Annotated in this window: 23 protein-coding genes; 7 read left to right on the forward strand and 16 right to left on the reverse strand. The window is 69.9% G+C overall.

Annotated features, from left to right (window positions below; genetic code table 11):
- Positions 1-60 precede the first annotated feature (60 nt).
- Genes M2351_RS21950 through M2351_RS21960 form a run of 3 tightly spaced genes read left to right on the forward strand, consistent with a single transcriptional unit; the run spans position 61 to position 3916 of the window.
- Positions 61-582 carry a 2Fe-2S iron-sulfur cluster-binding protein gene (locus M2351_RS21950; RefSeq protein WP_264658187.1) on the forward strand — a complete coding sequence of 174 codons (522 nt, stop codon included), beginning with the start codon at positions 61-63 and terminating at the stop codon, positions 580-582.
- A complete protein-coding gene (locus M2351_RS21955; RefSeq protein ID WP_264658188.1) occupies positions 579-1577 on the forward strand; it encodes an FAD binding domain-containing protein in 999 nt (332 codons plus the stop codon). The genes M2351_RS21950 and M2351_RS21955 overlap by 4 nt, the downstream gene beginning before the upstream one ends.
- On the forward strand, positions 1574-3916 hold the full coding sequence (locus M2351_RS21960; protein ID WP_264658189.1) for a xanthine dehydrogenase family protein molybdopterin-binding subunit: 2343 nt from the start codon (positions 1574-1576) through the stop codon (positions 3914-3916). Before M2351_RS21955 ends, M2351_RS21960 begins: the two co-directional genes overlap by 4 nt.
- Before the next feature lie 12 nt (positions 3917-3928).
- On the opposite strand, the gene leuD is transcribed toward M2351_RS21960, so the two are convergent.
- From leuD to M2351_RS22030, 14 genes are all read right to left on the reverse strand, one after another.
- Entirely contained in the window at positions 3929-4534 is a 606-nt protein-coding gene (gene leuD / locus M2351_RS21965) for a 3-isopropylmalate dehydratase small subunit (RefSeq protein ID WP_264658190.1), read from the reverse strand.
- Positions 4531-5937: a 3-isopropylmalate dehydratase large subunit gene (leuC, locus tag M2351_RS21970; RefSeq protein ID WP_264658191.1), complete on the reverse strand. Its 1407-nt coding sequence runs from the start codon at positions 5935-5937 to the stop codon at positions 4531-4533. The genes leuD and leuC overlap by 4 nt, the downstream gene beginning before the upstream one ends.
- Entirely contained in the window at positions 5934-7340 is a 1407-nt protein-coding gene (locus tag M2351_RS21975; RefSeq protein WP_264658192.1) for an FAD-dependent oxidoreductase, read from the reverse strand. The genes leuC and M2351_RS21975 overlap by 4 nt, the downstream gene beginning before the upstream one ends.
- Positions 7337-7951, reverse strand: a complete 615-nt coding sequence (locus tag M2351_RS21980) for a cysteine hydrolase family protein (RefSeq protein ID WP_264658193.1) — start codon at positions 7949-7951, stop codon at positions 7337-7339. The genes M2351_RS21975 and M2351_RS21980 overlap by 4 nt, the downstream gene beginning before the upstream one ends.
- A complete protein-coding gene (locus tag M2351_RS21985; protein WP_264658194.1) occupies positions 7948-10026 on the reverse strand; it encodes a hydantoinase/oxoprolinase family protein in 2079 nt (692 codons plus the stop codon). Before M2351_RS21985 ends, M2351_RS21980 begins: the two co-directional genes overlap by 4 nt.
- Positions 10027-10045: 19 nt before the next feature.
- Entirely contained in the window at positions 10046-11791 is a 1746-nt protein-coding gene (locus M2351_RS21990; RefSeq protein WP_264658195.1) for a hydantoinase B/oxoprolinase family protein, read from the reverse strand.
- On the reverse strand, positions 11788-12690 hold the full coding sequence (locus tag M2351_RS21995) for an isocitrate lyase/PEP mutase family protein (protein WP_264658196.1): 903 nt from the start codon (positions 12688-12690) through the stop codon (positions 11788-11790). Before M2351_RS21995 ends, M2351_RS21990 begins: the two co-directional genes overlap by 4 nt.
- 1 nt (position 12691) lies before the next feature.
- Positions 12692-14119, reverse strand: a complete 1428-nt coding sequence (locus tag M2351_RS22000) for an MmgE/PrpD family protein (protein WP_264658197.1) — start codon at positions 14117-14119, stop codon at positions 12692-12694.
- A gap of 25 nt (positions 14120-14144) precedes the next feature.
- Positions 14145-14858 carry an ABC transporter ATP-binding protein gene (locus tag M2351_RS22005; RefSeq protein ID WP_264658198.1) on the reverse strand — a complete coding sequence of 238 codons (714 nt, stop codon included), beginning with the start codon at positions 14856-14858 and terminating at the stop codon, positions 14145-14147.
- On the reverse strand, positions 14851-15597 hold the full coding sequence (locus M2351_RS22010; protein WP_264658199.1) for an ABC transporter ATP-binding protein: 747 nt from the start codon (positions 15595-15597) through the stop codon (positions 14851-14853). Before M2351_RS22010 ends, M2351_RS22005 begins: the two co-directional genes overlap by 8 nt.
- Positions 15584-16582, reverse strand: a complete 999-nt coding sequence (locus tag M2351_RS22015) for a branched-chain amino acid ABC transporter permease (RefSeq protein ID WP_264658200.1) — start codon at positions 16580-16582, stop codon at positions 15584-15586. Before M2351_RS22015 ends, M2351_RS22010 begins: the two co-directional genes overlap by 14 nt.
- Positions 16579-17451 carry a branched-chain amino acid ABC transporter permease gene (locus M2351_RS22020; protein ID WP_264658201.1) on the reverse strand — a complete coding sequence of 291 codons (873 nt, stop codon included), beginning with the start codon at positions 17449-17451 and terminating at the stop codon, positions 16579-16581. Before M2351_RS22020 ends, M2351_RS22015 begins: the two co-directional genes overlap by 4 nt.
- A gap of 91 nt (positions 17452-17542) precedes the next feature.
- Entirely contained in the window at positions 17543-18790 is a 1248-nt protein-coding gene (locus tag M2351_RS22025) for an ABC transporter substrate-binding protein (RefSeq protein WP_264658202.1), read from the reverse strand.
- A gap of 5 nt (positions 18791-18795) precedes the next feature.
- Complete coding sequence (locus tag M2351_RS22030) at positions 18796-19638, reverse strand: GntR family transcriptional regulator (RefSeq protein WP_264658203.1); 843 nt, start codon at positions 19636-19638, stop codon at positions 18796-18798.
- A 328-nt stretch (positions 19639-19966) separates the two neighbouring features.
- On the opposite strand from M2351_RS22030, the gene M2351_RS22035 reads away from it, so the two are divergent.
- From M2351_RS22035 to M2351_RS22045, 3 genes are all read left to right on the forward strand, one after another.
- Positions 19967-20779 (forward strand): amino acid kinase family protein, encoded by an 813-nt coding sequence (locus M2351_RS22035; RefSeq protein WP_264658204.1) that lies wholly within the window; start codon positions 19967-19969, stop codon positions 20777-20779.
- 12 nt (positions 20780-20791) lie between these two features.
- Positions 20792-21640, forward strand: coding sequence for an amino acid kinase family protein (locus M2351_RS22040; protein ID WP_264658205.1), 849 nt, complete (start codon positions 20792-20794; stop codon positions 21638-21640).
- 128 nt (positions 21641-21768) lie between these two features.
- Complete coding sequence (locus M2351_RS22045) at positions 21769-22656, forward strand: VOC family protein (protein ID WP_264658206.1); 888 nt, start codon at positions 21769-21771, stop codon at positions 22654-22656.
- Positions 22657-22667: 11 nt separating this feature from the next.
- Here the strand turns inward: M2351_RS22045 and M2351_RS22050 are convergent, their stop codons facing one another.
- The gene (locus M2351_RS22050; protein ID WP_264658207.1) at positions 22668-23582 is read right to left on the reverse strand and encodes a LysR family transcriptional regulator; all 915 of its coding nucleotides are present in this window, start codon (positions 23580-23582) and stop codon (positions 22668-22670) included.
- 178 nt (positions 23583-23760) lie between these two features.
- Here M2351_RS22050 and M2351_RS22055 point away from each other — a divergent pair, with 178 nt between their 5' ends.
- On the forward strand, positions 23761-24834 hold the full coding sequence (locus tag M2351_RS22055) for a tartrate dehydrogenase (RefSeq protein ID WP_264658208.1): 1074 nt from the start codon (positions 23761-23763) through the stop codon (positions 24832-24834).
- Between the two features lie 70 nt (positions 24835-24904).
- Here M2351_RS22055 and M2351_RS22060 read toward each other — a convergent pair whose 3' ends face one another.
- The gene (locus tag M2351_RS22060) at positions 24905-26113 is read right to left on the reverse strand and encodes an MFS transporter (RefSeq protein ID WP_264658209.1); all 1209 of its coding nucleotides are present in this window, start codon (positions 26111-26113) and stop codon (positions 24905-24907) included.
- Positions 26114-26153 lie beyond the last annotated feature (40 nt).

The following is a 26153-nucleotide window of genomic DNA, read 5'->3' on the forward strand; positions in this document are numbered from 1 at the left end:
GAACCGACCCAGACGGCGGCCGGTCGGTATCGGCCGCCACGGGCTGGCCGGGAGGAGCGGATGGGCATCATCGTGAATGGAACCGACGTGGCGTTGCCGGATGATCCGCGCGTGTCCCTGCTCGACCTGCTGCGGGAACGGCTCCGTCTGTCGGGCACCAAGAAGGGCTGCGACCAGGGGGCCTGCGGGGCCTGCACGGTGCTGGTGGACGGCCAGCGCATCCTCTCCTGCCTTGCGCTCGCCGTGCAGTATGAAGGGCGTTCCGTCACCACGATCGAGGGCTTGGGTGACGAGGGCGCGCTGCACCCGTTGCAGCAAGCTTTCATCGAGCATGACGGCTTCCAGTGCGGCTATTGCACACCCGGCCAGATCTGTTCGGCCGTCGGCATGATCGAGGAGTTGCGGCGCGGGGTGCCCAGCCACGTCACCGCCGACCTCGCCGCGACCGCGATCCCGCACAGCCGGGACGAGCTGCGCGAGCGGATGAGCGGCAACCTGTGCCGCTGCGGCGCGCACAACGGCATCATGGACGCCATCGCGGAAACCTATGGGGCCGAGACCCACGCGGAGGCCGCGGAATGACACCCTTCAGCTATGTACGGGCGGCCGACGCGGACGCCGCGGTCCGGCATTCCGGCGTCGACGCCAAGTATCTGGGCGGCGGCACCAACCTGGTCGACCTGATGCGCGAGACCATCGAGCGGCCAGGGACGCTCGTGGATGTCACCGGCCTGTCGGCGGAGATCACGGAAACCGACGGCGGTGGGCTGCTGATCGGCGCCGCCGTGCGCAACACGGCACTGGCGGAGCATGGGCTGGTCCGCCGCCGCTACCCGATGCTGGCGCGCGCCATCGTCGCCGGCGCCTCCCCGCAAATCCGCAACATGGCGACGGTGGCGGGCAACATCCTTCAGCGCACGCGCTGCGCCTATTTCTACGACCGGGCGGGATCGCGCTGCAACAAGCGGGAGCCGGGCCAGGGCTGCGACGCCATCGACGGCTTCAACCGCATGCACGCGATCCTCGGGGCCTCGCCGGCGTGCGTCGCGACCCACCCGTCCGACATGTGCGTGGCACTGGCCGCCCTCGACGCGACCGTGCATCTGAGCGGCGCTGATGGCGAACGCCGCCTGCCCTTCGCGGATCTGCACCGGCTTCCCGGTGACGAGCCCGACCGGGACACGGTGCTGCAGCCCGGCGACCTCATCACGGCGGTGGAGCTGCCGCCCCTGCCCATCGCGGCACGCTCCACCTACCGGAAGGTGCGCGACCGATCGAGCTACGCCTTCGCCCTGGTCTCCGTCGCCGCGGCGCTGTCGGTCGAGAACGGGACCGTGACGGACGTGCGGCTGGCGCTCGGCGGGGTCGCGCACAAGCCCTGGCGCGCGTCGAAGGCGGAGCAGGCGTTGTGCGGCCAGCCCGCGACCGAGGCCACCTTCCGCGCAGCGGCGGCAGCGGAACTCGCCGCGGCCGAGCCACTGCGGGACAACGCCTTCAAGGTCGAACTGGCGCAGCGGACAATGGTCGCCGTGCTCGGCGAACTGGCGGAGGTCGAGGTGTTGGGAGGCGGGGCATGAGCGGCGAAGGCAAGGGCATCGTTGATAAGGGCAAGGAAGCGGTGCAGGGCGTCGCGCAGACGGTGATGAAGAAGGCCGTGGAGCTGGCGCCCGACAGCCTCATGCCGGGTGGCCGGCCCGACCCGCTGATCCGGCGCCAGCACGGCCACATCGGCAAGCCGGTCAGCCGCGTCGACGGCCCGCGAAAGGTGCGAGGCGCGGCCCCCTTCGCGGCGGAGGTCGCGCTGGACGGCATGGCCTACGCCTCGCTCGCCTACAGCACGATCGCAAAGGGGCGCATCGCCGCGATCGACACCGCCGCGGCCGAGGCGGCGCCGGGCGTGGTGCTGGTGATGACCCACCGCAACGCGCCGCGCCTCAACCCGCCGCCGCGTTTCCTCAGCGGCGACAAGGCAGCGGCAGGCGACGATTCGCCGATCATGCAGGACGACCGGGTGCGCTGGAACGGCGAGCCGGTGGCCCTGGTGCTGGCTGAGACGCAGGAGCAGGCCGACCACGCCCGCTCGCTGATCCGCATCACCTATGAGGAGGAGCCGGCGGCGACCACCGTGGCAACCGCCGATGGATGCGAGGTCGGCACCTTCATGGGTGAGCCGCTGCGCGCCGTGGTCGGCGACGCCGACGCGGCCCTGGCCGCCGCGCCCCACAAGGTCGAGGTCGTCTACCGCACGCCGGGCCACAACCACAACGCCATCGAGCCGCACGCCGCGACGCTCGCCTGGCGGGGCGACGAGTTGTTCGTCCATGACGCCACGCAGGCGGTCGCACACACCGCTTGGTCGATGGCGCAGATCTTCGGCCTGGAGGAGAGTCAGGTGCATGTCAGCTCGCCCTTCGTCGGCGGCGGCTTCGGCGCCAAGGGGCTGTGGCAGCATCAGGTCCTCGCCGCGGCGGCGGCGCGGTTGGCCGGGCGGCCCGTGCGCATCGCCCTGTCGCGCGAGGGGGTGTACCGCATCGTCGGCGGCCGCAGCCCGACCGAGCAGCGGGTGGCGCTGGGCGCCGACGCGGACGGGCGCCTGACGGCGATCATCCACCGCGGCGTGACGCCGAAGACGCGCCACAGCCCGATGCCGGAGCCCTTCATCCTGCCGACCCAGAGCGCCTACGCGTCGGAGACCATCGCGCTGGAGGTGAAGACCTGTTACCTGGACATGGTCGCCAACACCTTCATGCGCGCCCCCGGCGAGGCGGTTGGCACCGTCGCGCTGGAATGCGCGATGGACGAGCTGGCCGAACAGCTCGGGATGGATCCCATCGAGCTGCGGATCCGCAACGAGCCGGAGAAGGATCCCATCTCCGGCCGTCCCTTCTCCTCCCGCAACATCGTGGCGGCCTACCGCGCCGGTGCCGAGCGGTTCGGCTGGGACCGGCGCAGCCCGACACCCCGCGCGCGGCGGGAGGGCGAATGGCTGGTCGGCATGGGGTGCGCCACCGCGACCTACCCCTACCACCGCATGCCCGGCGGTGCGGCGCGCATCACGCTGGACGCGCAAGGCCGCGCCCGCGTCGACGTCGCGGCGCACGAGATGGGCATGGGCACGGCGACCGCCCAGGCGCAGGTCGCCGCCGACCGGCTCGGCCTGCCGCTGGAGGCGGTGACGGTGCGCTATGGCGATTCCTCGCTGCCCGGCGTCATCCTCGCCGGCGGGTCGCAGCAGACGGCGTCGGTCGGGCTTTCGGTGATGATGGCCCACCAGGAGTTGGTGGCTGAGCTGCTGAAGCTCGCCGGGAACGATTCACCGCTCGCCGGCCTCAGTGCCAACGAGGTGGAAAGCGCCGACGGCGGCCTGCGCAAGCTGGACGAGCCCGGCCACTTCGAAAGCTACGCCTCGATCCTGGGGCGGGCCGGGCGCGGCGAACTGGCCGCCGAAGGCAGCGCGCCCATGCCGCTGGAGACCATGCACTGGTCGATGCACTCCCACGGCGCGATGTTCTGCGAAGTGCGCGTCAACGCGGTCACCGGCGAGACGCGTGTCAGCCGCTTCCTGGGCTCCTTCGACTGCGGGCGCATCCTCAACCCGAAGACGGCGGCGAGCCAGTTCCGCGGGGGCATCATCATGGGCCTTGGGCTGGCCCTGATGGAGGAAACGCAGTTCGACGAGCGGAAGGGCCGGATCATGAACCGCAACCTCGCCGACTATCACGTGCCCGTGCATATGGACGTGCCGGAGATCGACGTGATCTGGACCGACATCCCCGACCCGCGCGCCCCGATGGGCGCCCGTGGCATCGGCGAGATCGGCATCACCGGAACCGGCGCCGCCGTCGCCAACGCCATCCACAACGCCACGGGTAGGCGGGTGCGGGATTTCCCGATCACGCTCGACCAGCTGCTGTAGACCGGCACGCCCTTATCGGGCGTCCGGCACCAGCCATGGCCGCGCCGTAACGTCGGCGCGGTCGAAGGCGTCGATGGCGTCTTGGTGGCGGAGCGTCAGCGCCACGTCGTCGAGGCCCTCGATCAGGCATTCCTTCTTGAAGGGGTCGATGGCGAAGGACAGCGCGCCGCCGTCCGGGGCGGTCAGGGTCTGGGCCGGCAGGTCCACGGTGACGGTGGCGCCCGGCGTCTCCTGAAGCTGGCGGCGCAGGGCGGCCACCGCGTCCTCCGGCAGGGTGACGGTCAGCAGGCCGTTCTTGGCGGCGTTGGCGGCGAAGATGTCGCCGAAGCTGGGGGCGACGACGCAGCGGAAGCCGGCGTCCACCAGCGCATAGACCGCCCCCTCTCGCGAGGACCCGCAGCCGAAGTTGCGGTCGGTCACCAGCACGGCAGCACCGGTGTAAGCGGGCACGTCCAGCGGGAACCCGGGCTTGCGCTCGTCATGGAACAGGAAGTTGCCGTAGCCGGCGCTGCGCGGCTTCTTCAGGAAGCGCGCGGGCAGCAGCTGGTCGGTGTCGATGTTGGCGATGTCGAGCGGCACCGCCGGCGCGGTCAGCGTGACGAAGGGATCCATGCTCATGACGCTCCCAGCTTGCGGACATCGGTAAGCTTGCCGGTCGCCGCGGCGGCGGCGGCCATGGCCGGGCTCATCAGGTGCGTGCGGGCGTTGGGGCCCTGGCGGCCGGGGAAGTTGCGGTTGGTGGTGGAGGCGCAGCGCTCCCCCGCCGGAACGAGGTCGCCGTTGATGCCCACGCACATGGAGCAGCCGGGCTGGCCCCATTCCAGGCCGGCGTCGATGAAGACGCGGTCCAGCCCCTCCGCCTCCGCCTGTTGGCGGACCGGGACGGAGCCTGGAACCACCAGCCCCGGCACCACGGCGCGCCGGCCGCGCAGAACCGCGGCGGCGGCGCGCAGATCCTCCAGCCGGGCGTTGGTGCAGGACCCGATGAAGACGCGGTCGATGGCGACGTCCTCCAGGGCCATGCCGGGGGTCAGGCCCATGTAGTCCAGCATCTTGCGCATCTGGCCGGCGCGCACCGGGTCGGCCTCCGCCCCGGGGTCAGGGACGGCGGCGGTGACGGGAACCGCGGTTTCCGGGCTGGTGCCCCAGGTGACGGACGGCGCGATGGCGGCGGCGTCGAGCGTCACCTCGCGGTCGAAGACGGCGCCCGGATCGCTGGGCAGGGTTCGCCAGTGCGCGACGGCGCGGTCGAACATTTCCCCCTTCGGGGCGTAGTGCCGCCCCTCGATCCAGGCGAAGGTGGTGTCGTCGGGGGCGATCATGCCGGCGCGCGCCCCGGCCTCGATCGACATGTTGCAGACGGTCAGGCGGCCTTCCATCGACAGGGCGCGGATGGCGCTGCCGGCGTATTCGATCACATGCCCTGCGGCGCCGTCGGCGCCGATGGCGCCGATCACCGCCAGGATCAGGTCCTTGGCCGTCACATGCGCGCCCAACGCGCCGTCCACGGTGATCCGCGTGGTCTTGGGCCGCCGCTGCCACAGGGTCTGGGTCGCCAGCACGTGCGACACCTCCGTCGCGCCGATGCCGAAGGCGAGCGCCCCGAAGGCGCCGTGGGTGGAGGTGTGGCTGTCGCCGCAGACGATGGTCAGGCCCGGCAGGGTCAGCCCCTGCTCCGGCGCCAGCACATGGACGATGCCCTGCGCCGGGTCGTGCAGGCCGAAATGGCGCAGGCCATGGCGGCCGGCGTTCGCCTCCAGCATCGTCACCATGTTGGCGATTTCCGGGTCGGCGATGGGCTTGGCGCGGCTGTGCGAGGGCACGTAATGGTCGGCGACGGCGAAAGTCAACTCCGGCCGGCGCACCGAGCGATTGGCGTGGTCGATCATGCCGAAGGCGTGGAAGGAGCCCTCGTGCAGGAAATGGCGGTCGATGGCGAGCAGCGCCTGCCCGTCCGGCCGGGTCGCCACCACATGGGCGTCCCAGACCTTCTCGAACAGGCTGCGGGGTTGTTCGGTCATTGGTTGTCCTCCCTAACGGAGTCGGCAGCCGCAACCCCGGCGATGCGCCCCAGCGCCACCGCGGTCAGCAGGCCGTTGCCGGACAGGTAGCCGGACGCCTTTGATCCCGACACGCCGCAGGCGGCGCCACCGGCGGCGTAGAGGTTGGGCAGCGGCGCCCCGTCATTGTTCAACACACGGGCGTCATCATCGACGACCAGCCCGCCCTGGGTGTGGAACAGGGCGCCGGTGACGCGAACGGCGCGGTAGGGCGCAACCAGCGGCGCCGAGCCGGCGAAGTCGCGGCCGAAGCCGTCGGTTCCGCCCGCCGCCTTCAGCCGGTCGACCTCGGCCAGCGTGGCGGCCAGCGCGTCGGCGTCGATCTTCATCAGGCGGGCGAGATCGGCGGGCGTGTCGGCACCCAGCACCGCGCCCATCGCTTCGGCCTGCCGGAAATCCTCGAACTGGCGGGCAATGGCGGCGATGCGCTCGTCGAAGACAGTCCAGGCGATGCCCTGGGGCTGGCGCAGCACGACGGCGGCCTGCTCCGAATAGCCCTGCGCCTCGTTGGAGAAGCGCCGACCCTCCGTGTTCACCTGCACACCGCCCTCGGTGACCGTGGCCCAGGTGACGAGGATGCCGGCGGGATGCGCGACGGAGCCGTGCCCCTGGTGCCCCGACAGGTGCCGGGTTGCCGCACCCAGCGCCTGCCCCCAGAGCAGCGCGTCGCCCTGGTTGCCGGGATGGCCGAAATAGAGCGCGTCGGCCAGCTCCGGCACATGCCGCTCCACCAGCGCCTTGTTGCCGCCATAGCCGTTGCAGGCGAGGACCAGCGCGCCGCAGCCGATCCGCTCGACACTGCCGTCCGGCCGGGTGACCTCCACACCGCGGACACGGGGGCTGTCGGCGTAGAGCGCGGTCACATGGGCCTCGCACAGCACGTCGATGCCGGCCGCCTCCACCGCGCCGCGCAGGCGGTCGATCAGCTCCGCCCCTGACCGGCTGGGCAGGCCGTGCATGCGCCGGGCGCTGTGGCCGGGATAGGTGAAGTTGTCCACCACCGAGAAGGGAAGCCCGTAGCGGTCGGCCAGCCATTCCAGCGCCGGCCCGACAGCCCGGGCGGCGCGGGCGACCTCGGCCGGGTCCGGTTCGCCCTTCGCCTTGGCGATGATGTCGGCGGCGAAGCGCTCCGGACTGTCCTCGATCCCGGCGTCGCGCTGCCAGCGGGTGCCCGGGGCCGGAATCAGCCCGGCCGACAGGGCGGTGGAGCCCTGGGGCAGCGCGTCGCGCTCCAGCACCAGCACCTCGGCCCCCCGTTCATGGGCGGCGAGCGCTGCGATCATCCCCGCGGCCCCGCCGCCGATCACGACGACGGGAACCGTGAATTCGAACGCCATACCGTCGGCGGGCAGGATGCGGCTCATGGGGCGGCGACCTCCTCCAGCATCGTGGCGATGGTCGCCACGCGACAGACCAGGCGCAGCGCGGCGACGGAGACGTCATGCACCTCCCGCGTGAAGGCGGCGCAGCCGTCCTCCAGCAGGATGGTCTGGAACTCGCGGACATGGGCGTCGCGCACGGTGGAGGCCACGCCACCGTTGGTGACGATGCCGCAGACCAGCAGCCGCTCGACCCCGCATTTCCGCAACACCCATTCCAGCCGCGACATGTAAAAGGCGGAATAGGCGATCTTCTCCACCTCCACATCGACGGGCTGGAGCGTGTCCACCGTGCGGTGTCCCCAGCTTCCGGGCTGGAAATCACCCTTGGCGAGGAAGGGGCGCAGCGCTTTCAGGTGGGGGAAGATCATCGGCTCCCCGCCGCGGCCGGGCACGAGGGTGAAGTTGGTGGAGATGACCCAGCCGCCGCGCGAGCGCATAAGGTCGGCCAGCGGCTTCACCCGCTCCGGTAGGGCCAGGATCTCCGGCGCGGTCTGGCCGGCGCGACCGTAGGCACCGTCGGGGTGAATGAAGTCGTTCTGCAGGTCGCAGACCAGCAGGGCGGTGCGCTCGATCGGGATGGCGGTGCTGCTCATCGGCCGCTCCTTTCCACGATGACGTTGCCGAAGCCGTCGACGCGGGCGCTGAGGTCGGGGTCGATGACGGTGGTGGCGTCCGGCTGCTCCAGGATGGCCGGACCGTGGATTTCTGCGCCGACCGGCAGGTCGAGGCGGTTGTAGACCGCCGTTTCGTGCCACGCTCCGTCGAACCACACCGGGCGGGAGCCGGCGTGGGCGCCTTCCACCGTCGTGCCGGGCTGCGGGGCCAGGGCGGCGAGGTCGAAATGCGGGCGGCGGCCGATGGCGGCGGTGCGCAGGTTGACGATCTTGGCTCCCACCCCCGGTAGAAGGCGGCTGAAGGAGGCCTGATAGGCGCGCTCGAAGGCGGCGCGGATGGTCGCCTCGTCGATCCTGGTGGTGCCGTTCTGCACCGACACCGGCAGCGGCACGGCGACCGTGTGGGTCTGGCCGATGTAGTGCATGTCCAGTTCGAAGACGAGGTCGATGCGATCGACGCTGAGGCCGGCGGATTCCACCACGGCGCGGGCCGATGCTGCCTCCTCCACCATGCGGCGGTCGAGCGAGCCCGCGTCGATGCCCGCCAGCGGCAGGTTCACCGTCTGCACCTGATCGTGGCGGATGTCGGCGATGACGCAGCCGAGCGCGGAGGTCACGCCGGGGAAGCGCGGCACCAGCGCCGCCTTCAAGCCGACCTCCTTGATCAGCGCGCCGACATGCAGCGCGCCGCCGCCGCCGAAGGGCACCGCGGCGAACTTGGCCGGGTCGTGCCCGCGCTCGATGGAGACGAGGCGAATGGCGCCGGCCATCTTGCTGTTGGCGATGCGCACCACCGCCTCCGCCGCCGCCATGACGTCGAGGCCGAGGGGTTCGGCGACGTGGGTGGCGATGGCCTTGCGGGCGGCGTCGACGTCCAGCCGGGCGAGCTTGCCGCCGATGGGCCGTTCCGCGTTGATGCGGCCGAGCAGCACGTTGGCGTCGGTCAGCGTCGGGCGCGTGTTGCCCTGGCCGTAGCAGACCGGCCCCGGCCGCGAGCCGGCGCTCTCCGGCCCGACCTGGAGCATGCCGCCGGGATCGACCCCGGCGATGGAGCCGCCGCCGGCGCCGATGGTGGTGATCTCGATCATCGGGGTGCGGACGACGAGGCCGAAATCGATGGTGGTCTGGGCGGCCAGCATGGTCTGCCCCTCCACCACCAGCGACACGTCGAAGCTGGTGCCGCCGAGGTCGCCGGTGATGACGTTGGGGAAGCCCGCCGCCTTGGAGATCGCCGCCGCGGCGATGACGCCGGCCGCCGGCCCGGACAGGGCGGTGCGCACCGGCAGCCGCCGCGCGGTGTCGGTGGACATCACGCCGCCGTTCGACTGCACGATGTGGAAGCGCCCGCCGAACCCCTCCCCCGCCAGCGCGTTGTCGAGCTTGGCGAGGTAGCTGCCGACCACCGGCTGGAGATAGGCGTTCAGCGCGGTGGTGGAGGTGCGCTCGAACTCCCGGATCTCCGGCAGGATGCGGGCGGAGCACTCCAGGTTGGCGTTGGGCCAGACCGACCGCGCCGCCTCCAGCGCCGCCAGCTCGTTGGCCGGGTTGGCGTAGGCGTTGATGAAGACGATGGCCAGCGCCTCCGCCCCCATCGCCACCAGCCGGCGGGCGGCGGCGCGCACCTCCTCCGCATCGACGGCGGTGCGGATGGTGCCGTCGGCCAGCGTGCGCTCCGCCACCTCCAGCCGCAGGTCGCGGTCGACCACGGGGACGAAGTCGCCCCACAGGCCCCAGGTCTGGCGGCGGTCGCGGCGGCGCATTTCCAGCACGTCGCGGAAACCGGCGGTGGTGATCAGCCCGACCTTGGCGCCCTTGCGCTCCAGCAGCGCGTTGGTGCCGACGGTGGTGCCGTGGACGATGGAGCCGAGGTCCGCGACCGCGCCGAAGCTCTGCAAGCCGGCCAGGAATCCGACCGCCTCGTCGCCGCGGTTGGAGGGGACCTTGGCGGTGCGGAAGCTGCCACGCGCCTCGTCGTAATGGAACAGGTCGGTGAAGGTGCCGCCGACATCGACGCCGACGATGGCACCCTTGGGAATACCGTTGCTCGTGCTCATGGTCTTGGTCCCGGATTCGTCAGGCGGCGGAGGGTTCGCGCAAGGCGGCGGTGGCGGCGAGGTCGAGCGTGCCGTCCTCGGTCAGGGCCACGCCGTAGGCGCCGCGCGCCGCATCAACGCCGAGGTAGCCGAGCCGCACGTCGCGGGCCACGGCCTCCGCATCGCGGCGCCGCGGGTCGCCCCAGCCGCCACCGCCCGGCGTTTCCAGCCGCACGCGCTGGCCGTCGCGAATCTTCACGTCGGTGACCTTGGAGGCGAGCGGCGGCGACTTCTCGCCTTCGTCGCTCTGCCAGGTGAAGCGGTTCAGCGCCGCGGGCGTGCCGCCGGCCACGCCAAAGGGCGCGAAGACGCCGCGCTCGCCCAGCAGGAAGACGTCGGCGTCGGTCAGCGCCTCGATCTCGTAGACCGCGCCCAGACCGCCGCGGTGCAGGCCGGCGCCCGCGGAATCCGGGCGCAGCGCCCATTGGGTGAACATCACCGGATAGGCCGCTTCCAGGATCTCCACCGGCGGGATGGTGGCGGTGGAGATCGGGTTGTTGGCGTGGTTCAGCCCGTCGCTCTCCGGGTTGCCACCCAGGCCGCCGCCGAAGAAGGAGAACATGACCCAGCGCGAGCCGTCCTGCCGATGGCCGGCCAGCGACAGCGCGTTGATCGTGCCGAAGGGGGCGGCGGTGGCGCGGGCGGGATCGGCCAGGGCCAGCGCGCCGAACACCACGCCGATGACGCGCAGGATGGTTTCCGTGTAGCCGCCGACCGGCTTGGGCGGCTTGACCGCCAGCAGCGTGCTTTCGGGGATGACGAAGGTGATCGGGTTCAGGCAGCCGGCATTCGCCGGCACGTCGGTGAAGACATGCTTCAGCGCGACGTAGCAGCAGGCGACCGCCGTGGAGTAGGCGATGTTGAGCGGCCCGGCGCAGGGGGCGGAGGAGCGGGAAAAGTCCAGCGTCATGCGGTCGCCGGAAATGGTCAGGTCCAGTGCGATGCGCAGCCGATCCGCCGTGATGCCGTCGTTGTCGAGGTAGTCCTCGAAGCTGTAGGTGCCGTCGGGCAGCTTGGACAGCGCGCTGCGCATCAGCGCCTCGGCCCGCGCGGTGAAGGCGTCGAAGGCGGCGGCGACGGTGTCCTCGCCATGCTCGTCCAGCAGCTCGGTCAGGCGGCGCACGCCGAGGTCGAGCGCGTTGAGCTGTCCGTTCAGATCGCCGTAGTTCGACACCGGCACGCGCGAATTGGCGGCGAGGATCGCCAGCAGGTCGTGGTTCATCACCCCGGCCCGGACCAGCTTCACCGGCGGGATGCGCACGCCCTCCTGGAAGCTGTCGGTGGCCCGCGCGTTGAAGTTGCCCGGCACGTTGCCGCCGATGTCGAGCCAGTGGCCGACCGACGCCATCCAGCAGAACAGCCGCCCCTGGCGGAAGATCGGCCGCACCAGACGGAAGTCGTTCAGGTGGGTGCCGCCGTCGTAGGGGTCGTTGAACAGGAAGATGTCGTCGGCGTGCAGGTCGCCCTCCTTCGCCACCTTGTCGATCACCGCCTTGACCGCGAAGGCCATGGCGCCGACGAAGATGGGCAGGCCGTTGGTGCCCTGCACCAGCGTGGCGCCGGTCTCCGCATGGTAGAGGCCGTGGCAGGCGTCGCGCGCCTCCGCGATGATCGGGTTGAAGGCGGAGCGGTAGAGCGTCGCGTCCATCTCGTCGGCGATCTGCTCCAGCCGGCCCTTCAGGACGGCGAGCGTGACGGGGTCGATCGTGGTGGTTCTGGTGGTCATGCTGCGTCCTCCCGATTGGTGGAGGTGAAGTCCTTGTAGGTGTCGCCGAGCGCCAGCATCTCCGGCGTGCCGATCAGGTCATTCAGCGCGTTGAAGTCGAACATGCGGTCGCGGAAGGGCTGGGTGGTGCCGTGCTGCGCCAGCGAGGCGTAATAGTCCTGCGCCTGCCGGGCCAGCGCCCGCACGATGCCGCCGGGGAAGATCACCAGCCGGTAGCCGAGGTCGCCCAGGTCGGCGGCGGAGCTGATCGGCGTCTGCCCGCCCTCCACCATGTTGGCCAGCAGCGGGCGGATGCCGCCCAGATCCGTGGCGATGGCCGACAGCTGCTCCCGGCTCTTCGGCGCCTCGACGAACAGCACGTCGGCCCCGGCCTCCACGTAGAGCCGGGCGCGGTCCAGCGCCGCCGGGACGCCTTCCACCGCCACCGCGTCGGTGCGCGCGATGATCAGGGTGCCCTCGCTGGTGCGGGCGTCGACCGCCGCCTTGATCTTGCCGGCCATCTCGCCGGCCGGGATCACCGCCTTGTCGGTCAGGTGGCCGCAGCGCTTGGGGAAGCTCTGGTCTTCAAGCTGCAGGGCGGTGGCGCCGGCCCGTTCGAACATGCGCACGGTGCGCTGCACGTTCAGGGCGTTGCCGTAGCCGGTGTCGGCGTCCACCACCAGCGGCGTCGGCACGCGGTCGCGCACCAGCGCGATGGTGTCCGCCACCTCGCTGACCGAGACCAGCCCGATGTCGGGCCGGCCGAGCCGGGTGTAGGCGATGGCCGCGCCCGACAGGTACAGCGCCTCGAACCCCGCCGCCGCCGCCAGCGAGGCGGTGAAGGCGTCGTAGACGCCGGGGGCCAGGACGACGCGGTTCTCGGCGAGCCGGTTCTTGAAGGCGAGATCGGAATGGGTCATCTCAGGCGCTCCCCCCGGCAACGGCAGGCGCCGACAGGAGCCGGGTCAGGGTTGAAAGGTCGGCCGCACGGTCGATGGTCTCGACGCAGTCGGCGATGGCGGCGGCGTGGGAAGCGCCCCAGACCGGACCGGCGAGGTCGGCGAACTTCGCGCGCACTTCCTCCGGGCTGTAGGGGTCCTCGGTGTCGCCCTTGTTGGTCAGCGCCTCCGCCGCGAAGCTGCGGCCGTCGGCGAGCGTCAGGCGGACGCGGGCGGGACGCAGGCCGGGAAGGCGGGCGGTCAGGTCCTTGTTCTCGCGCACCGTCACCCGGCGGGCAAGCTCGCGGGTCGCCGCGTCCTCGCGCGCACCGTCGCGGAAGGCGTCCGGCGTGGCGGCGCCGTTGGCGAGGAAGGTCGCCAGCGCGAAGGGCAGCGAGAATTTCGCCGCCAGCATGTTCTTCGGCTCAGATCCGTTCAGCTGGGCCGCCCAGACATAGGTGTCGACCTCGATGGCCACGACGTCGGCCGGGGCGATCCGCCCGCCCGCCCGCGCCACGATGTCGCCCAGCGCGTCGAGCGCGCCGTGGGTGTAGCGGCAGGCGGCGTGGCGCTTGAAGTAGTTGCGGGCGATCTCCCAGCGTTCGCCCAGATCGTCGATCATCAATGCCGGCCGGAAGTCGGTGGCGATGACGCCGCCGAACACGCTGCCCACCCCGTCGGTCTCGCCGACAAAGCCGCTGGCCGCCAGATCCCAGGCGGTCAGGCCCAACTGGTTCGACACGCCGGCGTAGGCGTTGCGCACGGTGCCGCCCTCCAGCATCGTCCGCCGGCTGGTGGCGAGGCCGAGGGTGGAGGCGATGTTCAGCGTCTCGATCATCGCCGCCGCATCCGCCCGGTTCAGGTGAGCCACGCCCAGCGCCGCCCCCGCGGTGCCCCAGGTGCCGTGCGGGTGGGTGGTGACCAGCAGCTTGGCGGCGATGCCGATTCGCGAGCCGATCTCATAGCCCAGCGCCAGCGCGGTCAGCAGGTCGGCGCCGGAGGATTTCAGGCGCGGGCCGGCGGCGAGGATCGCCGGCAGCACATGAATTCCCGGATGGCCGCGGGCGTACTGGTTGCCCTCGTCCAGCTCCAGCATGGTCCCGGCGACGCCGTTGAGGAAGGCGGCGGACCCGGCGGCGAAGCCACGGCCGGCGCCAATGGCCGGGCACTCACCGGAACCGGCGGTCTCGGCCATGCGGCCCACCAGCGCGCGGCATTCCGGTTCCTGCATGCCGGCGGCGATCACGCCGATGCAGTCGAGCAGCACCAGCTTCGCCCGCTCCACCACCGGGGCCGGCAGGTCGGCGAAGGTCAGGCCGGCGGCGAAGGCGCCCCAGCGGTCGAGCCAGGACGGCCGGGCGGCGGCGAGCAGCTCGCTCGCCGGCTTCACGTCGAAGGACAGGCTTGTCATGTCACCGCTCCCGAGCGGACGGCCATCAGAGGCCGAGATAGGTGCGTTTCAATTCGGGGTCGCGCGCGATCTCGTCGGACGGTCCCGACAGCGCGAAGACGCCGTTTTCAAGGATGTAGGCCCGGCGGGCGACCTCCAGCGACTGGACGACGTTCTGCTCCACCAGCAGGATCGCCAGCCCGCCGTCGTTCAGTGTGCGGATCAGCCCGAACATCTCCTCCACCACCAGGGGCGAGAGGCCGAGCGAGGGTTCGTCGAGAATCAGCAGGAGCGGCTCCGCCATCATGCCGCGGCCGATGGCGAGCATCTGCTGCTCACCCCCCGACAGCGTGCCGGCCAGCTGCGCCTCGCGTTCCTTCAGGCGGGGGAAGGTGGCGAAGATGCGCTCCAGGTTCCGCGCCCGGTTCGGCTTGCCGCGGCGGTAGCTGCCCAGCTCCAGGTTCTCGCGGATCGACAGGTTGGGGAAGATCTTGCGCCCCTCCGGCACCTGGATCAGCCCCTCCTCCACGATGCGCGCGGCGGACTTGCCGTCGATGCGGTTTCCGGCGAACCAGATCTCCCCCGCCCAGGACGGCAGCACGCCCGACAGAACCTTGTTCAGCGTCGTTTTACCGACGCCGTTGGAGCCCAGGACCGTGACGATCTCGCCGTTCTGCACCGCCATGTCGACGCCGCGCAGCACCTCGGTGGCGCCGTAGCCGGTCTTCAGTCCCTGGATGCTCAGAAGCGCCTCAGCCATGGGCCGCCCCCTCCGCCGCCAGACGGGCGGCGGCGCCGTGGCCGAGATAGGCCTCGATCACGCGGGGGTCGGCGCAGACGGCGGCGGGCGGCCCTTCGGCGATCATGCGCCCCTGCGCCAGCACATAGACGCGCTCGCACAGGTTCATCACCGCCTGCATGACGTGCTCGATCATCAGGATCGTCACCCCTTCGTCGCGGATGCCCCGGATCACCGGGATGATGTCGCGGATTTCCGACGGGTTCAGGCCGGCCAGCACCTCGTCCAGCAGCAGCAGCTTCGGTTCGGTGGCGAGCGCGCGCGCCAGCTCCAGCCGCTTGCGCCCGGCGACCGTCAGCCCGCCGGCCGGCCGGTCCAGTTCGGCGCCCAGCCCGACCCGGCGCGCCACCTCGCGCGCCCGGGCGGTGGCGTCGGCGCGCTTGGCGTGGCGCAGATAGGCGCCGACCGCGATGTTTTCGCACACCGTCAGCCCAGCGAAGGGCTGGACGATCTGGAAGGTGCGGCCGATGCCGCGCTGGGCTCGGCGGTGCGGCTCCTCCGCCGTGATGTCGGTGCCCTCGAAGCGGATGCGCCCGTCGCTTGGCGGGACGAAGCCGGAGATCATGGAGAACAGCGTGGTCTTGCCCGCACCGTTCGGCCCGATCAGGCCGACGATCCCGCCGGGTTCCAGCGCGAGCGACGCACTGTCGACCGCCATCAGCCCGCCGAAACGCTTGGAGACGCCGTCAACGGCCAGCATGGGAAACCTCCTTGGTGCCGCGCGCCACCATCCCGCGGCCGCGGTCGCGCAGCCGTTCCAGCAGGCCCAGGATGCCGCCGCGGGCGAAGGCGACGGCCAGCACCAGCACGCCGCCGAAGACGATCAGGTCGATGCCGGGGATGCGGCCGGCGAACTGCTTGGCGACCTCGCCCAGCCCGTGCAGGGTCAGCGCCCCGACCACCGGGCCGAAGACGGTGCCGACGCCGCCGATGATCGGGGCCAGCAGAAGCTCCACCGAAATCCAGCTGCCGTAGGCGATGTTGGCGTCGATGTAGAGGAAATACTGGGCGTAGAGGCAGCCGGACAGCGCCGTCACCGCGCCCGACAGGGCGATGGCGCGCAGCTTCACCGCCAGGGAATCGACGCCCAGCGCCTTGGCCGCGTCCTCGTTCTCGCGCACCGCCACCAGCTGCGCCCCGAAGCGGGAGCGCTGGATCCAGCGCGTCAGCAGCAGCACCGCGGCGACCAGCGCCAGGACCAGCCAATAGAAGACGGCGCGGTCGGCGAATTGCAGGTTGGCAGGGCTGACGTCCAGCTTGATCAGCAGGCCGGCGGCCCCGCCGGTGAAGGAGGCGGCGTTGGCGAGGATGCGGAACACCTCCGCAAAGGCTAGCGTGACCAGCGCGAAGTAGGAGCCGCGCAGGCCCGACCGGAAGCTGAGATAGCCGATCGACCAGCCGACCACAGCACCGGCCCCCGTCGCCAGAACCAGCCCGGCCCAGGCGTTGACGCCATAGCGCAGTTGCAGGATCGCCGTCACATAGGCGCCGGTGCCGAAGAAAGCGGCGTGGCCGAAGCTGAACTGGCCGCCGAAGCCGCCCAGGATGTTCCAGCCCTGCGCGCCCAGCGCCACGATCAGCATGAAGACCAGGAAGTTCAGCACCGGGCTGGACGTCACCACCAGCGGCAGCAGGGCCGCCAGGATGGTCAGGACGGCGATCGGGATCAGGTCGCGCGCGGTCATGCCTTGGCTCCGAACAGGCCGGTCGGCCGCACCAGCAGCACGGCGATGAAGATCAGGAAGATGCCGATCTGGCCCAGGCTGTCGCCCAGGAAAAGGCCGCACAGGCTCTCCACCACGCCGATGAACAGGCCGCCCAGCAGCGCGCCGGGCAGCGAGCCCATGCCGCCCAGCACCACCACCGTGAAGGCGACCAGCACGAAGGCGCCGCCGATGCGCGGGTTGACGTAGAAGGTCGGCATCAGCAAGCCCGCCGCCACGGCGAGGCAGGCGCAGCCCATGCCGAAGGTCACGGCATAGACGTGCGGCACATCGATGCCGACCAGGTTGGCGCCCAGCTTCTCCTTGGCGACCGCGCGGATCGCCTTGCCGGTGTCGGTGCGGTTCAGCACCAGCCACAGCAGCCCGGTGACCACCACCGCCACACCCAGCCCGATCACCCGCGGGTAGGACAGTAGCAGCGGCCCCAGCGCCACCACCTGGAAGGAATAGTCGGTGTCGAGCGTGCGTGTGTCGGACTGGAACAGCGCCAGCAGCACATTTTCCAGCACGATGGACAGGCCCAGCGTGACCAGCAGGATGTTGCCGTCGTCGCCGTGGCTGGCCGGCCCGATGACGAAGCGCTGCAAGCCGTAGCCCAGCGCGAACATCAGCGGCACCAGCGGCAGGATGACCAGATAGGGGTCCATCCCCAGCCAGGCCCAGGCGATCCACACCCCGAACATCGCGCAGGTCAGCAGCGCGCCGTGGGCGAAGTTGATGATGTGGAGCACGCCGTAGATCAGCGTCAGGCCGAGCGCGATCAGCGCGTAGACCGCACCGGTCATCAGCCCGTTCAACGCCGCTTCCAGGATGATCTGAGGTGAATACATGGCAGCCCGCGCCTGATGGGAATGGCCCCCGCACCCGTCCGGCGGGACGGGTGGAGGGAGACTTGCGGAGGTGCGACGGCGGAAGGGCGGATCACGCCGCCGGGAAGTTGGCCTTCGCCTCGGCGAACGCGTCGGGGAAGATCACCTTGATGTCCTCCCCTTGGATCTGGGTGTTGATCGGGGTGGCGCCCTCGTTCTGGCCGTTCACGAACTTCGTCGGACCATAGGGCATGATGTGGCCGGCAAAGGTGGAGGCGTTCAGCGCCTCGATGATCTTCTTGCGGTCGGTGGAGCCGGCGCGCTCGATGGCGTCGGCCAGCAGCAGCAGGTTCGAATAGTTCAGCGAGACGTTGTAGGCGAAGGACTTGCCCTGCCCTTCCACCGCCTTGCGCAGGGCCAGCGCCTTCGGGTTCTTCGGGTCGTGCCAGTGGTTGCAGTCGATGACGTTCTGGGCCGCCTGCGGGAATTCCTTCACGAAGCGCCCGTTCGACGCCGCCCCGCCCAGGATCGCGTAGACGCCCTTCGGCTTGATGCGCTGCTGCTGCATGGTGCGGGCAAGCAGCACGAACTCGCCGTAGTAGTTGGACGGGATGACCAGGTCCGGATTCAGCGAGCGGATGCGCAGCGCCACGTTGGACATGTCGCGCGCCGGCGTCGGGTGGGCAATGGTCTCCAGGATCTCGAAGCCGCGCTTGGGCAGTTCGGCCTGCAGCAGCTTGGCGAGGCCGGAGCCGAACAGGCCGTCCTCGTGCACCAGCACGACGGTCTTGGCCGGCTTGCCCGCCCGGTCGTTGATCGCGGTCAGGTTGTCGAGCGCCACCTGCGTGACCTTGCCGAAGCCGGGGCTGAAGCGGAAGGTGTTGGCGAGGCCGCGCGTCATGATCTGGTCCGACACGCCGACATCGACCAGATACGGCAGGTCGTAGCGCGCGGCGGCCTGGGAGGCGGCGAGGCAGATCGGGCTGGCGAAGCCGCCGACGATGGCCGACACGCCCTCGGCCTGCATGCGCTCCACTTCCTGCGTGCCGGCTTCGGGAGTAGAGCGGGCGTCGCCGAACAGCATCTCGATCTTGGCGCCGCCCAGGGACTTGATGCCGCCCGCGGCGTTGATCTCGTTGATCGCCATTTCGGCGCCCAGCCGGCCCAGGTCGCCGTCGTGGGCGAGCGCGCCGGTCACCGGCTGGAGGATGCCGATCTTCACGGCGGCCGGGGTCTGCGCCCGCAAAATCGACGGGGCGGCCACCGGCACCGCGGCAAAGGCGGCGGCCGCGGCCCCGGCCTTCAGCACCGTGCGGCGGGAAATGCCGGAGAAGGCGGAGTCCTGAACCGAACGTCCCATAACGCTCAACTCCTCTGTTTGATGGCCCGCGGGGTGCGGGTGGGCTTTTCGCCCGGTTTGTTTTTCTCGGTCTTGGCCTTAGTGGCGGCGCGCGGCCAGCCCTGCGCCGGGCTCCAGCGCCGTTCGCCGTCGTCGCCGATGCGCACCAGATCCATGTGGAAGCTGTAGCGGTCGGGCCGGTACAGGGCGTGCAGATGCTCCACCCCGCGCCCCGATGGCTCGTACACGATGCGGGTCAGCGTCAGCAGCGGGGAGCCGATCTCCAGGTCCAGCGCCGCCGCCGCCTCCGGCCCGGCCAGCGTGGCGTTGATCGCCTGGGTGGCGCGCTCGGTCGTCACGCCCGACCGTTCGATCAACTCCAGCAGGGGGCGCGCCGCCAGTTCCGCCTCCGAATAGGTCAGGCCGAGCCATTCCGGCACATGGGTGGTCAGGTAGGAGAAGGGCTCCCCGTCGATCAGGCGGACGCGCACCGACCGCTGGACCCGTTCGCCCGGCTTCAGCCCCAGGCTTTCGCCGATCGCTTCCGGTGGCGCGACGTAGCCGAAGGACAGCAGCTTCACGTCGGTGCTGCGCCCCATATCGATCAGGTGCGACAGCACGTTGGACAGGTCGGCGACGATGGGGCGGACGCTGCGGCTGTCGTGGACGAAGGTGCCGGAGCCGGGCTTGCGCTGCACCAGCCCTTCCTTTTCCAGCAGGTCGAGCGCCCGGCGCACGGTCACCCGCGACACCGCGTGTTCCGCCGCCAGCGCCGGCTCCCCCGGCAGGCGCCCGCCCGGCGGCAGGTCGCCGGCGACGATGCGGTCGCGCAGCAGCAGATAGATCCTGCGTGCCTTCAGGGGTTCCACCGACGACTTCACAGTGCCCCGCCTCCCCTCTCGCCGGAAACCGGTGTCTGCATCTCGATCAGACAGGAACCTGTATGATCGATAATACAGCTTTGGTCAACAGTGATGTTTGGAGTGCGAACGATCAGGACCCGCGCAAAACGTGCAAAGGCCGGCCCCGTTATCACCGGGCACCATATAACGCATTGAAAAAACGTCGATATTTGTTGTTTTCCTGTTGACGTGCCGGGGACGTAAAGCCAACCTGCCGTCGGGCAGGACGTTTACCGGCGGCTTGCGGGCTTGCCGGCCCGTGTTGATGCGCACCAAACAACGAAGGGGACCCTTCATGACCAACACGACGCCGGAGCTTGAGGCGCTCCTCATGCAGCGATCGCTGACCGACGCGCAGCTGCTGGCGGCGGCGGACGCGGCGGCGGACTTCCGGATCCTGCCGGACGCGACGGTGCTCAAGATCGGCGGACAGAGCGTCATCGACCGCGGCCGCGCCGCCGTCTACCCGCTGGTGGACGAGATCGTCTCCGCCCGCAAGGCCCACAAGCTGCTGATCGGCACCGGCGCCGGCACCCGCGCGCGCCACATCTACTCCATCGCGGCCGGTCTCAACCTGCCCGCGGGCCTGCTGGCACAGCTCGGCGCCTCGGTGGCCGACCAGAACGCCGCGATGCTGGGGCAGCTGCTGGCCAAGCACGGCATCTCCACGGTCGGCAGCGCCGGCCTTTCGGCGGTGCCGCTCTACCTCGCCGAGGTGAACGGGGTCGTCTTCAGCGGCATGCCACCCTACAAGCTGTGGGTCCGCCCGGCCGCCGAGGGCGTCATCCCGCCCTACCGCACCGACGCCGGCTGCTTCCTCGTCGCCGAGCAGTTCGGCTGCAAGGCGATGATCTACGTGAAGGACGAGGACGGCCTTTACACCGCCAACCCGAAGACCTCGAAGGACGCCACCTTCATCCCGAAGATCTCGGTCGACGAGATGAAGGCCAAGGGGCTGCACGATTCGATCCTGGAGTTCCCGGTGCTCGACCTGCTGAAGGACGCGCGGCACGTCCGCCAGGTGCAGATCGTGAACGGCCTGAAGCCCGGCAACCTGACCCGCGCGCTCGCCGGCGAGCATGTCGGCACCATCATCACCGCGAGCTGAAGGACCGCCACCATGTCCGATAACGCCATGTCCGATACCGCCAACAGCATCAAGCACGTGGCCTCGCCGCTCGCGCGCCAGACCCTTCTCGACAGCGACCTCACCCGCCCCGTCGCGGGCGTGCGCCCGATCCGCCTGCTGCCCTGGCTGCAGGTCGTGAAGATCGGCGGCCGCTCCATCATGGACCGCGGCGCCGACGCGATCCTGCCGATCGTGGACGAGATCCGCTCGCTTCTGCCCGAGCACCGTCTGCTCATCCTGACCGGCGCCGGCATCCGCGCCCGCCACCTCTACGGCGTCGGCCTCGACCTCGGCCTGCCGGTCGGCTCACTCGCCCCGCTCGCCGCGACTGAGGCCGGGCAGAACGGGCACATCCTGGGGGCGCTGCTGGCGCCCGACGGCGTTTCCTACGTCGAGCACGAGACCATCGCGAGCCAGCTCGCCATCCACCTGTCCGCGGCCCGCGCGGTGGTGGGAAGCGCCTTCCCGCCATACCACCACCACGAGTTCCCAGGCGCGCGCATCCCGACGCACCGGGCCGACACCGGCGCCTTCCTGCTCGCCGACGCGCTGGGCGCCGCCGGCCTGACCATCGTGGAGGACGTGGACGGGGTGTACAGCACCGACCCCAACGGCCCGGACGCGGACAAGGCCGAGCTGCTTCGCGAGACGAATGCCGCCGACCTCGCGGCGCTGGAGGGCACGCTGCCGGTGGACCGCGCTCTCCTGGAGGTCATGGGCAACGCGCGGCACCTGGAGCGGGTGCAGCTCGTGAACGGGCTCGTGCCGGGCCGGCTCACCGCCGCGCTGCGCGGCGAACATGTCGGCACGATCATCCGCACCGGCGCGCGCACGAACTGAGCCGAGATGGTCCCCGTTTCCCGGACGGTCCGATAAGCTCGGCTCGCCCGGGATGAGGGACCGACCCATATGTTCATTGAGGATCAGGCCGCCGCATTTCGGAAGCCGCTGGGAGGAGACATCCGACCATGGACCACGTCTACGATCGTGCGAACGAGGATCTCGGGAACATCGTTCACCTCGAACATGTCAACCTCAGGGTCCCCGACCAGCGGCTTGCGACGCTGTACTATGTGAGTGGACTGGGCTTGACCCGCGACCCGTACCTGATGACCGGGGTCGGCAATATGTGGGTGAATGTCGGCCGCAGCCAGTTCCACCTGCCCGTGGGTGGCGCTCAGCTCCTGCGTGGCCATGTCGCGATCGTGCTGCCGAGCCGTGCGGGGCTGCTGCGGCGCTTGGCGGCGGTGCGGCGGGACCTGGAGGGCACCCGTTTTGCCGTCCAGGAGCATGAGGAGTATGTCGAGGCAACCTGCCCGTGGGGCAACCGCATCCGCTGCTACGAGCCGCAGGACCGCTTCGGTCCCGTCGCGTTGGGCATGCCCGTGGTCAGCTGCGACGTGCCGCCGGGTTCAGCAGAGGCAATCGCGCGATTCTATCGGGAGATCCTCGGCGCTCCCGCGACCATGGACGACCGCGGCGGCCCGATTGCCCGCGTCAGCGTTGGCATCGGCCAGGAGATGGTCTTCCACGAGACGGACCGCCCGATCCCGCCCTATGACGGGCACCACATCCAAATCTACCTCGCCGGGTTCTCCGGCCCCCACCGCCGTCTTCAAGAGCGGGGGTTGGTCACCGAGGGGAGCGACCAGCACCAGTACCGCTTCCGCGAGATCATCGACCCGGCGTCCGGTCGGCCGCTCTTCACCCTTGAGCACGAAGTCCGCAGCATGCGCCATCCGCTCTACGCCCGGCCCTTGGTGAACCGCAATCCCGATCTCAGCGCCGCCAACTACGCGCCGGGGCACGAAGCCCTGGCTTGGTCCTTGGCGCCGATGACGGGCACGGACCTTTGATGCGCCCACCATCAAGCCTGTTCCGCGTAAGATGAAAGCCGGCCGCGAAGCGTGGTGAGCATTTGGTCGCGCACGCCGTCGCGTGTGCTTCTCACCCACGCCGCCGCGAGCGGCAATCGATCCGACTCTCCCGTCCGCTCCAGCTCCAGTGGGATGAACCGCAAGCTTGAAGTCGCCATTCGCGAGGTCCAGCGAGGAACCAGCGCCACCCCCAACCCCGCCCCGACCAAATTGATGATCGTCTGCTTTTCCTCGGCGAGTTGAGCGATGCGGGCTTGCAGCCCAGCCTCCGCAAACAGTTTGATCGTCAAATCGTGGCTGTGGGGACGCGAACGACGCTCAGGCACGATCAGCGGCTCATCGGCAAGATCCTCGATCCGCACACGCTCACGTCCCGCCAGCGGGTGACGGGCCGGGACGGCGACGACGACCGTCTCATGAAACAGGAACAGGACCTCCAAGCTTTTGTTCGGGCTTTCGGGCGGGCGAACAAAGACGAAGTCGAGCCGCCCCGACAGCAGACGGGGCAGCAGGCGAATGGTCTTGTCCTCGACGATCTGCACAGTCACCTGAGGGTGCTGTTGACGGAAATCATGGAGGAGCATGGGCAGAAGCCCGGCCGCGGCGCTGTCGATGGCACCGACCCGGAGCGTCGCCGCGTGCGTGCGCCCGCGCGACCGGAAGCGCGCGGCAAGGCTGTCGGCCTGTGAAAGCAGGGCGCGCGCTTCATCGAGCAGGCATGCGCCATCGTCGGTCAGCGCAACGCTGCGCGTGGTCCGCGTCATCAGCCGCGTCCCGAGATCCTCCTCCAGCAGACGGACGCGACGGCCCAAGGCCGACGGCAACATGCCCAGCTTCTGAGCGGCGCGCCCGAAGTGCAACTCCTCCGCCACGGCAATGAAGCAACGCAGCTGGTGCAAATCCATCCCCGGTCCTCCGTCGGCGGATTATGCGATTTTTTTGTATAATCGCACGCTGTTTCACGAACGCGGACAGGCTGGTAGACGTCGTTTTCAGCGCCGCGAACATCTCCGCGCAATGACCATGTCCAGCACTGATCCCGTTCCGATCAAGCAACCACACCGATACAGGGCAGGCCCCACCATGCGCGAACACACCGTCGCCACCATCCCCGCCGACGGCATCGGCCCCGAAGTCATCACCGCCGGGATCGCTGTCCTCGAAAGTCTGCAAGAGCGGCTTGGTGATCTGAAATTCACCTTCAGAAACTTCGACTGGGGCTCCGATTATTACAAGAGGCACGGCGTCATGATGCCGGCGGATGGGCTGGAGACGCTCAAGCCGTTCGACGCCATCTATTTCGGCGCCGTCGGCGCGCCGGACGTGCCGGACCACATCACCCTGTGGGGGCTCCGCCTGCCGATCTGCCAGGGCTTCGACCAGTACGCCAACGTCCGTCCGACCAAGATCCTGCCCGGCATCACGTCCCCCCTGCGCAACGTCGGGCCGGGGGACCTCGATTGGGTGATCGTGCGCGAGAACTCCGAGGGCGAATATTCCGGCAATGGCGGGCGCGCCCACCGCGGCCTTCCCGAGGAGGTCGGGACCGAGGTGGCGATCTTCACCCGCGTCGGCGTCACCCGCATCATGCGCTTCGCCTTCAAGCTGGCGCAGTCGCGCCCGCGCAAGCTGCTGACCGTGGTGACCAAGTCCAACGCCCAGCGCCACGGCATGGTGATGTGGGACGAGATCGCGGCCGAGGTGGCGACGGAGTTTCCGGATGTCACCTGGGACAAGATGCTGGTCGATGCCATGACCGTGCGCATGACGCTGAAGCCGCAAAGCCTGGACACTATCGTCGCGACCAACCTGCACGCCGACATCCTGTCCGATCTGGCCGGCGCGCTGGCCGGCAGCCTGGGCGTGGCGCCGACCGGGAACATCGACCCGGAGCGCCGCTTCCCGTCGATGTTCGAGCCGATCCACGGATCGGCCTTCAACATCACCGGCAAGGGCATCGCCAACCCGGTCGCCTCCTTCTGGACCGCCGCGCAGATGCTGGACCATCTGGGCGAGGCTGAGGCGTCCGAACGGCTGATGCGCGCGGTCGAGCGTGTCTGCGGCGCCGGCATCCGCACCCCCGACGTCGGCGGCACCGCCACGACCAAGGAGGTGACCGAGGCGGTCATCGACGCGATCCACAGTTCGAACGTCTAACCGGGAGCCGGGCGATGGCCCCCGATGTGCCGGCGTCTCGGGGATCATCGTCTAGGCGGGCGGTCAGCCGTCACATGTTTCTGCCGCGGATGGCGATGATCGACGTGCCGACCATGCCCAGCGCGAGGATGCCGATCATCGGCGCCAGCCCAAACCGGGTGACGGTGAAGCCGAGCGCCAGGGGCGAGATGGTTTGCAGGAAATTCGTGATCGCCATGCAAAGGCCAACGGATTCGTTGATCCGCCCGGGAGGTGCTGCGGCGTATATCAGAGCCAACGAAATTGGCACGCCCAGACCGATCGTCGCGCCGAGAACCAGGCTGACCCAAAGCAAAGGGTAGAACTGGTCCATGACGGGCAGCAACGCGTAGGCGCCCGCCCCGGCAACGAGCGCCCCAAACAAAATGACCGGCGCGGACAGGTGCCGGGTCAGCAGGGAGACGCTCAGGCGCGACACCACGGTGCCGACGGAAAACGCCCCCAGCACCATGCCGGCCCTGGTTGTCGAGATGGCGATGTCGGCGGCGTGCAGCGAAACCACGAAGGGCACGAAGGTCAGCACGGCGGAGAAGACGCTGCCAACCGCCAGCCAGCGCCGCAACTCCCGAAACCGGAGCAGGTCGATGATGCGGCCACATGGCCCGGTTTCCCGGGATGGCGCGACGTTCTTGCGGAAATTGTGAAAGGGTAGGACCGTGCCCAGAATGGAGCAGGCGGCGAACAGGCCAATTATCATGACGGCTGGCCTGGGGCCGGCTGTGTCCAAGGCAACACCCGCGAGGGTCGGTCCAACGAATTGGAACAGCGAATAGGTTGCAACCAGGTAACCGAGGTTGCGCGCCCGATCGACGGCGCCGCCGATCTCGCCGACCGCACGCGTGGCTGCGATGTGGCTGAACATGGGACCCACGCCCACCAGGCAGGCGACGAGAAGCAACGCCTGGTGATGGGGAGCAAGCAGGAACAGCACGCTCCCCAGCACGGTCAGCAGGCACGCGAACACAATCGGCGCCAGCGTGCCCGTCCGGTCCACCCACCGCCCGAACGGCACGCTGAGGAGCATCGAAGGCACGGTGAAGAGGGCGCCCATGACCCCGGCGAAAACCGGACCGGCGCCCATTGCCAAAGCGATGGTCGGCAGGATCAGCCGGGCGGTCCCGAGAGGCACCGACGCAAAACCGGCGATCAGGATCGTCGGCAGCAACCGGCCGCCTTCATCCGGCGCCTCCGCCGGACCGGCCAGGACATTGTTCCCGGGACATTCTTCATTGACTGACATTCGCCCTGGTCCCGAGATGACAGGCAGACGGTTTGTGTCC

It is taken from the genome of Azospirillum canadense (assembly GCF_025961225.1).
GTDB classification, from domain to species: domain Bacteria; phylum Pseudomonadota; class Alphaproteobacteria; order Azospirillales; family Azospirillaceae; genus Azospirillum; species Azospirillum canadense.

Excerpts from the sequence above, each read along its gene's own strand:
- M2351_RS21950 (WP_264658187.1), top strand. The coding sequence starts at position 61 with ATGGGCATCATCGTGAATGGAACCGACGTGGCGTTGCCGGATGATCCG.
- M2351_RS21955 (WP_264658188.1), top strand. The coding sequence starts at position 579 with ATGACACCCTTCAGCTATGTACGGGCGGCCGACGCGGACGCCGCGGTC.
- M2351_RS21960 (WP_264658189.1), top strand. The coding sequence starts at position 1,574 with ATGAGCGGCGAAGGCAAGGGCATCGTTGATAAGGGCAAGGAAGCGGTG.
- leuD (WP_264658190.1), bottom strand. The coding sequence starts at position 4,534 with ATGAGCATGGATCCCTTCGTCACGCTGACCGCGCCGGCGGTGCCGCTC.
- leuC (WP_264658191.1), bottom strand. The coding sequence starts at position 5,937 with ATGACCGAACAACCCCGCAGCCTGTTCGAGAAGGTCTGGGACGCCCAT.
- M2351_RS21975 (WP_264658192.1), bottom strand. The coding sequence starts at position 7,340 with ATGAGCCGCATCCTGCCCGCCGACGGTATGGCGTTCGAATTCACGGTT.
- M2351_RS21980 (WP_264658193.1), bottom strand. The coding sequence starts at position 7,951 with ATGAGCAGCACCGCCATCCCGATCGAGCGCACCGCCCTGCTGGTCTGC.
- M2351_RS21985 (WP_264658194.1), bottom strand. The coding sequence starts at position 10,026 with ATGAGCACGAGCAACGGTATTCCCAAGGGTGCCATCGTCGGCGTCGAT.
- M2351_RS21990 (WP_264658195.1), bottom strand. The coding sequence starts at position 11,791 with ATGACCACCAGAACCACCACGATCGACCCCGTCACGCTCGCCGTCCTG.
- M2351_RS21995 (WP_264658196.1), bottom strand. The coding sequence starts at position 12,690 with ATGACCCATTCCGATCTCGCCTTCAAGAACCGGCTCGCCGAGAACCGC.
- M2351_RS22000 (WP_264658197.1), bottom strand. The coding sequence starts at position 14,119 with ATGACAAGCCTGTCCTTCGACGTGAAGCCGGCGAGCGAGCTGCTCGCC.
- M2351_RS22005 (WP_264658198.1), bottom strand. The coding sequence starts at position 14,858 with ATGGCTGAGGCGCTTCTGAGCATCCAGGGACTGAAGACCGGCTACGGC.
- M2351_RS22010 (WP_264658199.1), bottom strand. The coding sequence starts at position 15,597 with ATGCTGGCCGTTGACGGCGTCTCCAAGCGTTTCGGCGGGCTGATGGCG.
- M2351_RS22015 (WP_264658200.1), bottom strand. The coding sequence starts at position 16,582 with ATGACCGCGCGCGACCTGATCCCGATCGCCGTCCTGACCATCCTGGCG.
- M2351_RS22020 (WP_264658201.1), bottom strand. The coding sequence starts at position 17,451 with ATGTATTCACCTCAGATCATCCTGGAAGCGGCGTTGAACGGGCTGATG.
- M2351_RS22025 (WP_264658202.1), bottom strand. The coding sequence starts at position 18,790 with ATGGGACGTTCGGTTCAGGACTCCGCCTTCTCCGGCATTTCCCGCCGC.
- M2351_RS22035 (WP_264658204.1), top strand. The coding sequence starts at position 19,967 with ATGACCAACACGACGCCGGAGCTTGAGGCGCTCCTCATGCAGCGATCG.
- M2351_RS22040 (WP_264658205.1), top strand. The coding sequence starts at position 20,792 with ATGTCCGATAACGCCATGTCCGATACCGCCAACAGCATCAAGCACGTG.
- M2351_RS22045 (WP_264658206.1), top strand. The coding sequence starts at position 21,769 with ATGGACCACGTCTACGATCGTGCGAACGAGGATCTCGGGAACATCGTT.
- M2351_RS22050 (WP_264658207.1), bottom strand. The coding sequence starts at position 23,582 with ATGGATTTGCACCAGCTGCGTTGCTTCATTGCCGTGGCGGAGGAGTTG.
- M2351_RS22055 (WP_264658208.1), top strand. The coding sequence starts at position 23,761 with ATGCGCGAACACACCGTCGCCACCATCCCCGCCGACGGCATCGGCCCC.
- M2351_RS22060 (WP_264658209.1), bottom strand. The coding sequence starts at position 26,113 with ATGTCAGTCAATGAAGAATGTCCCGGGAACAATGTCCTGGCCGGTCCG.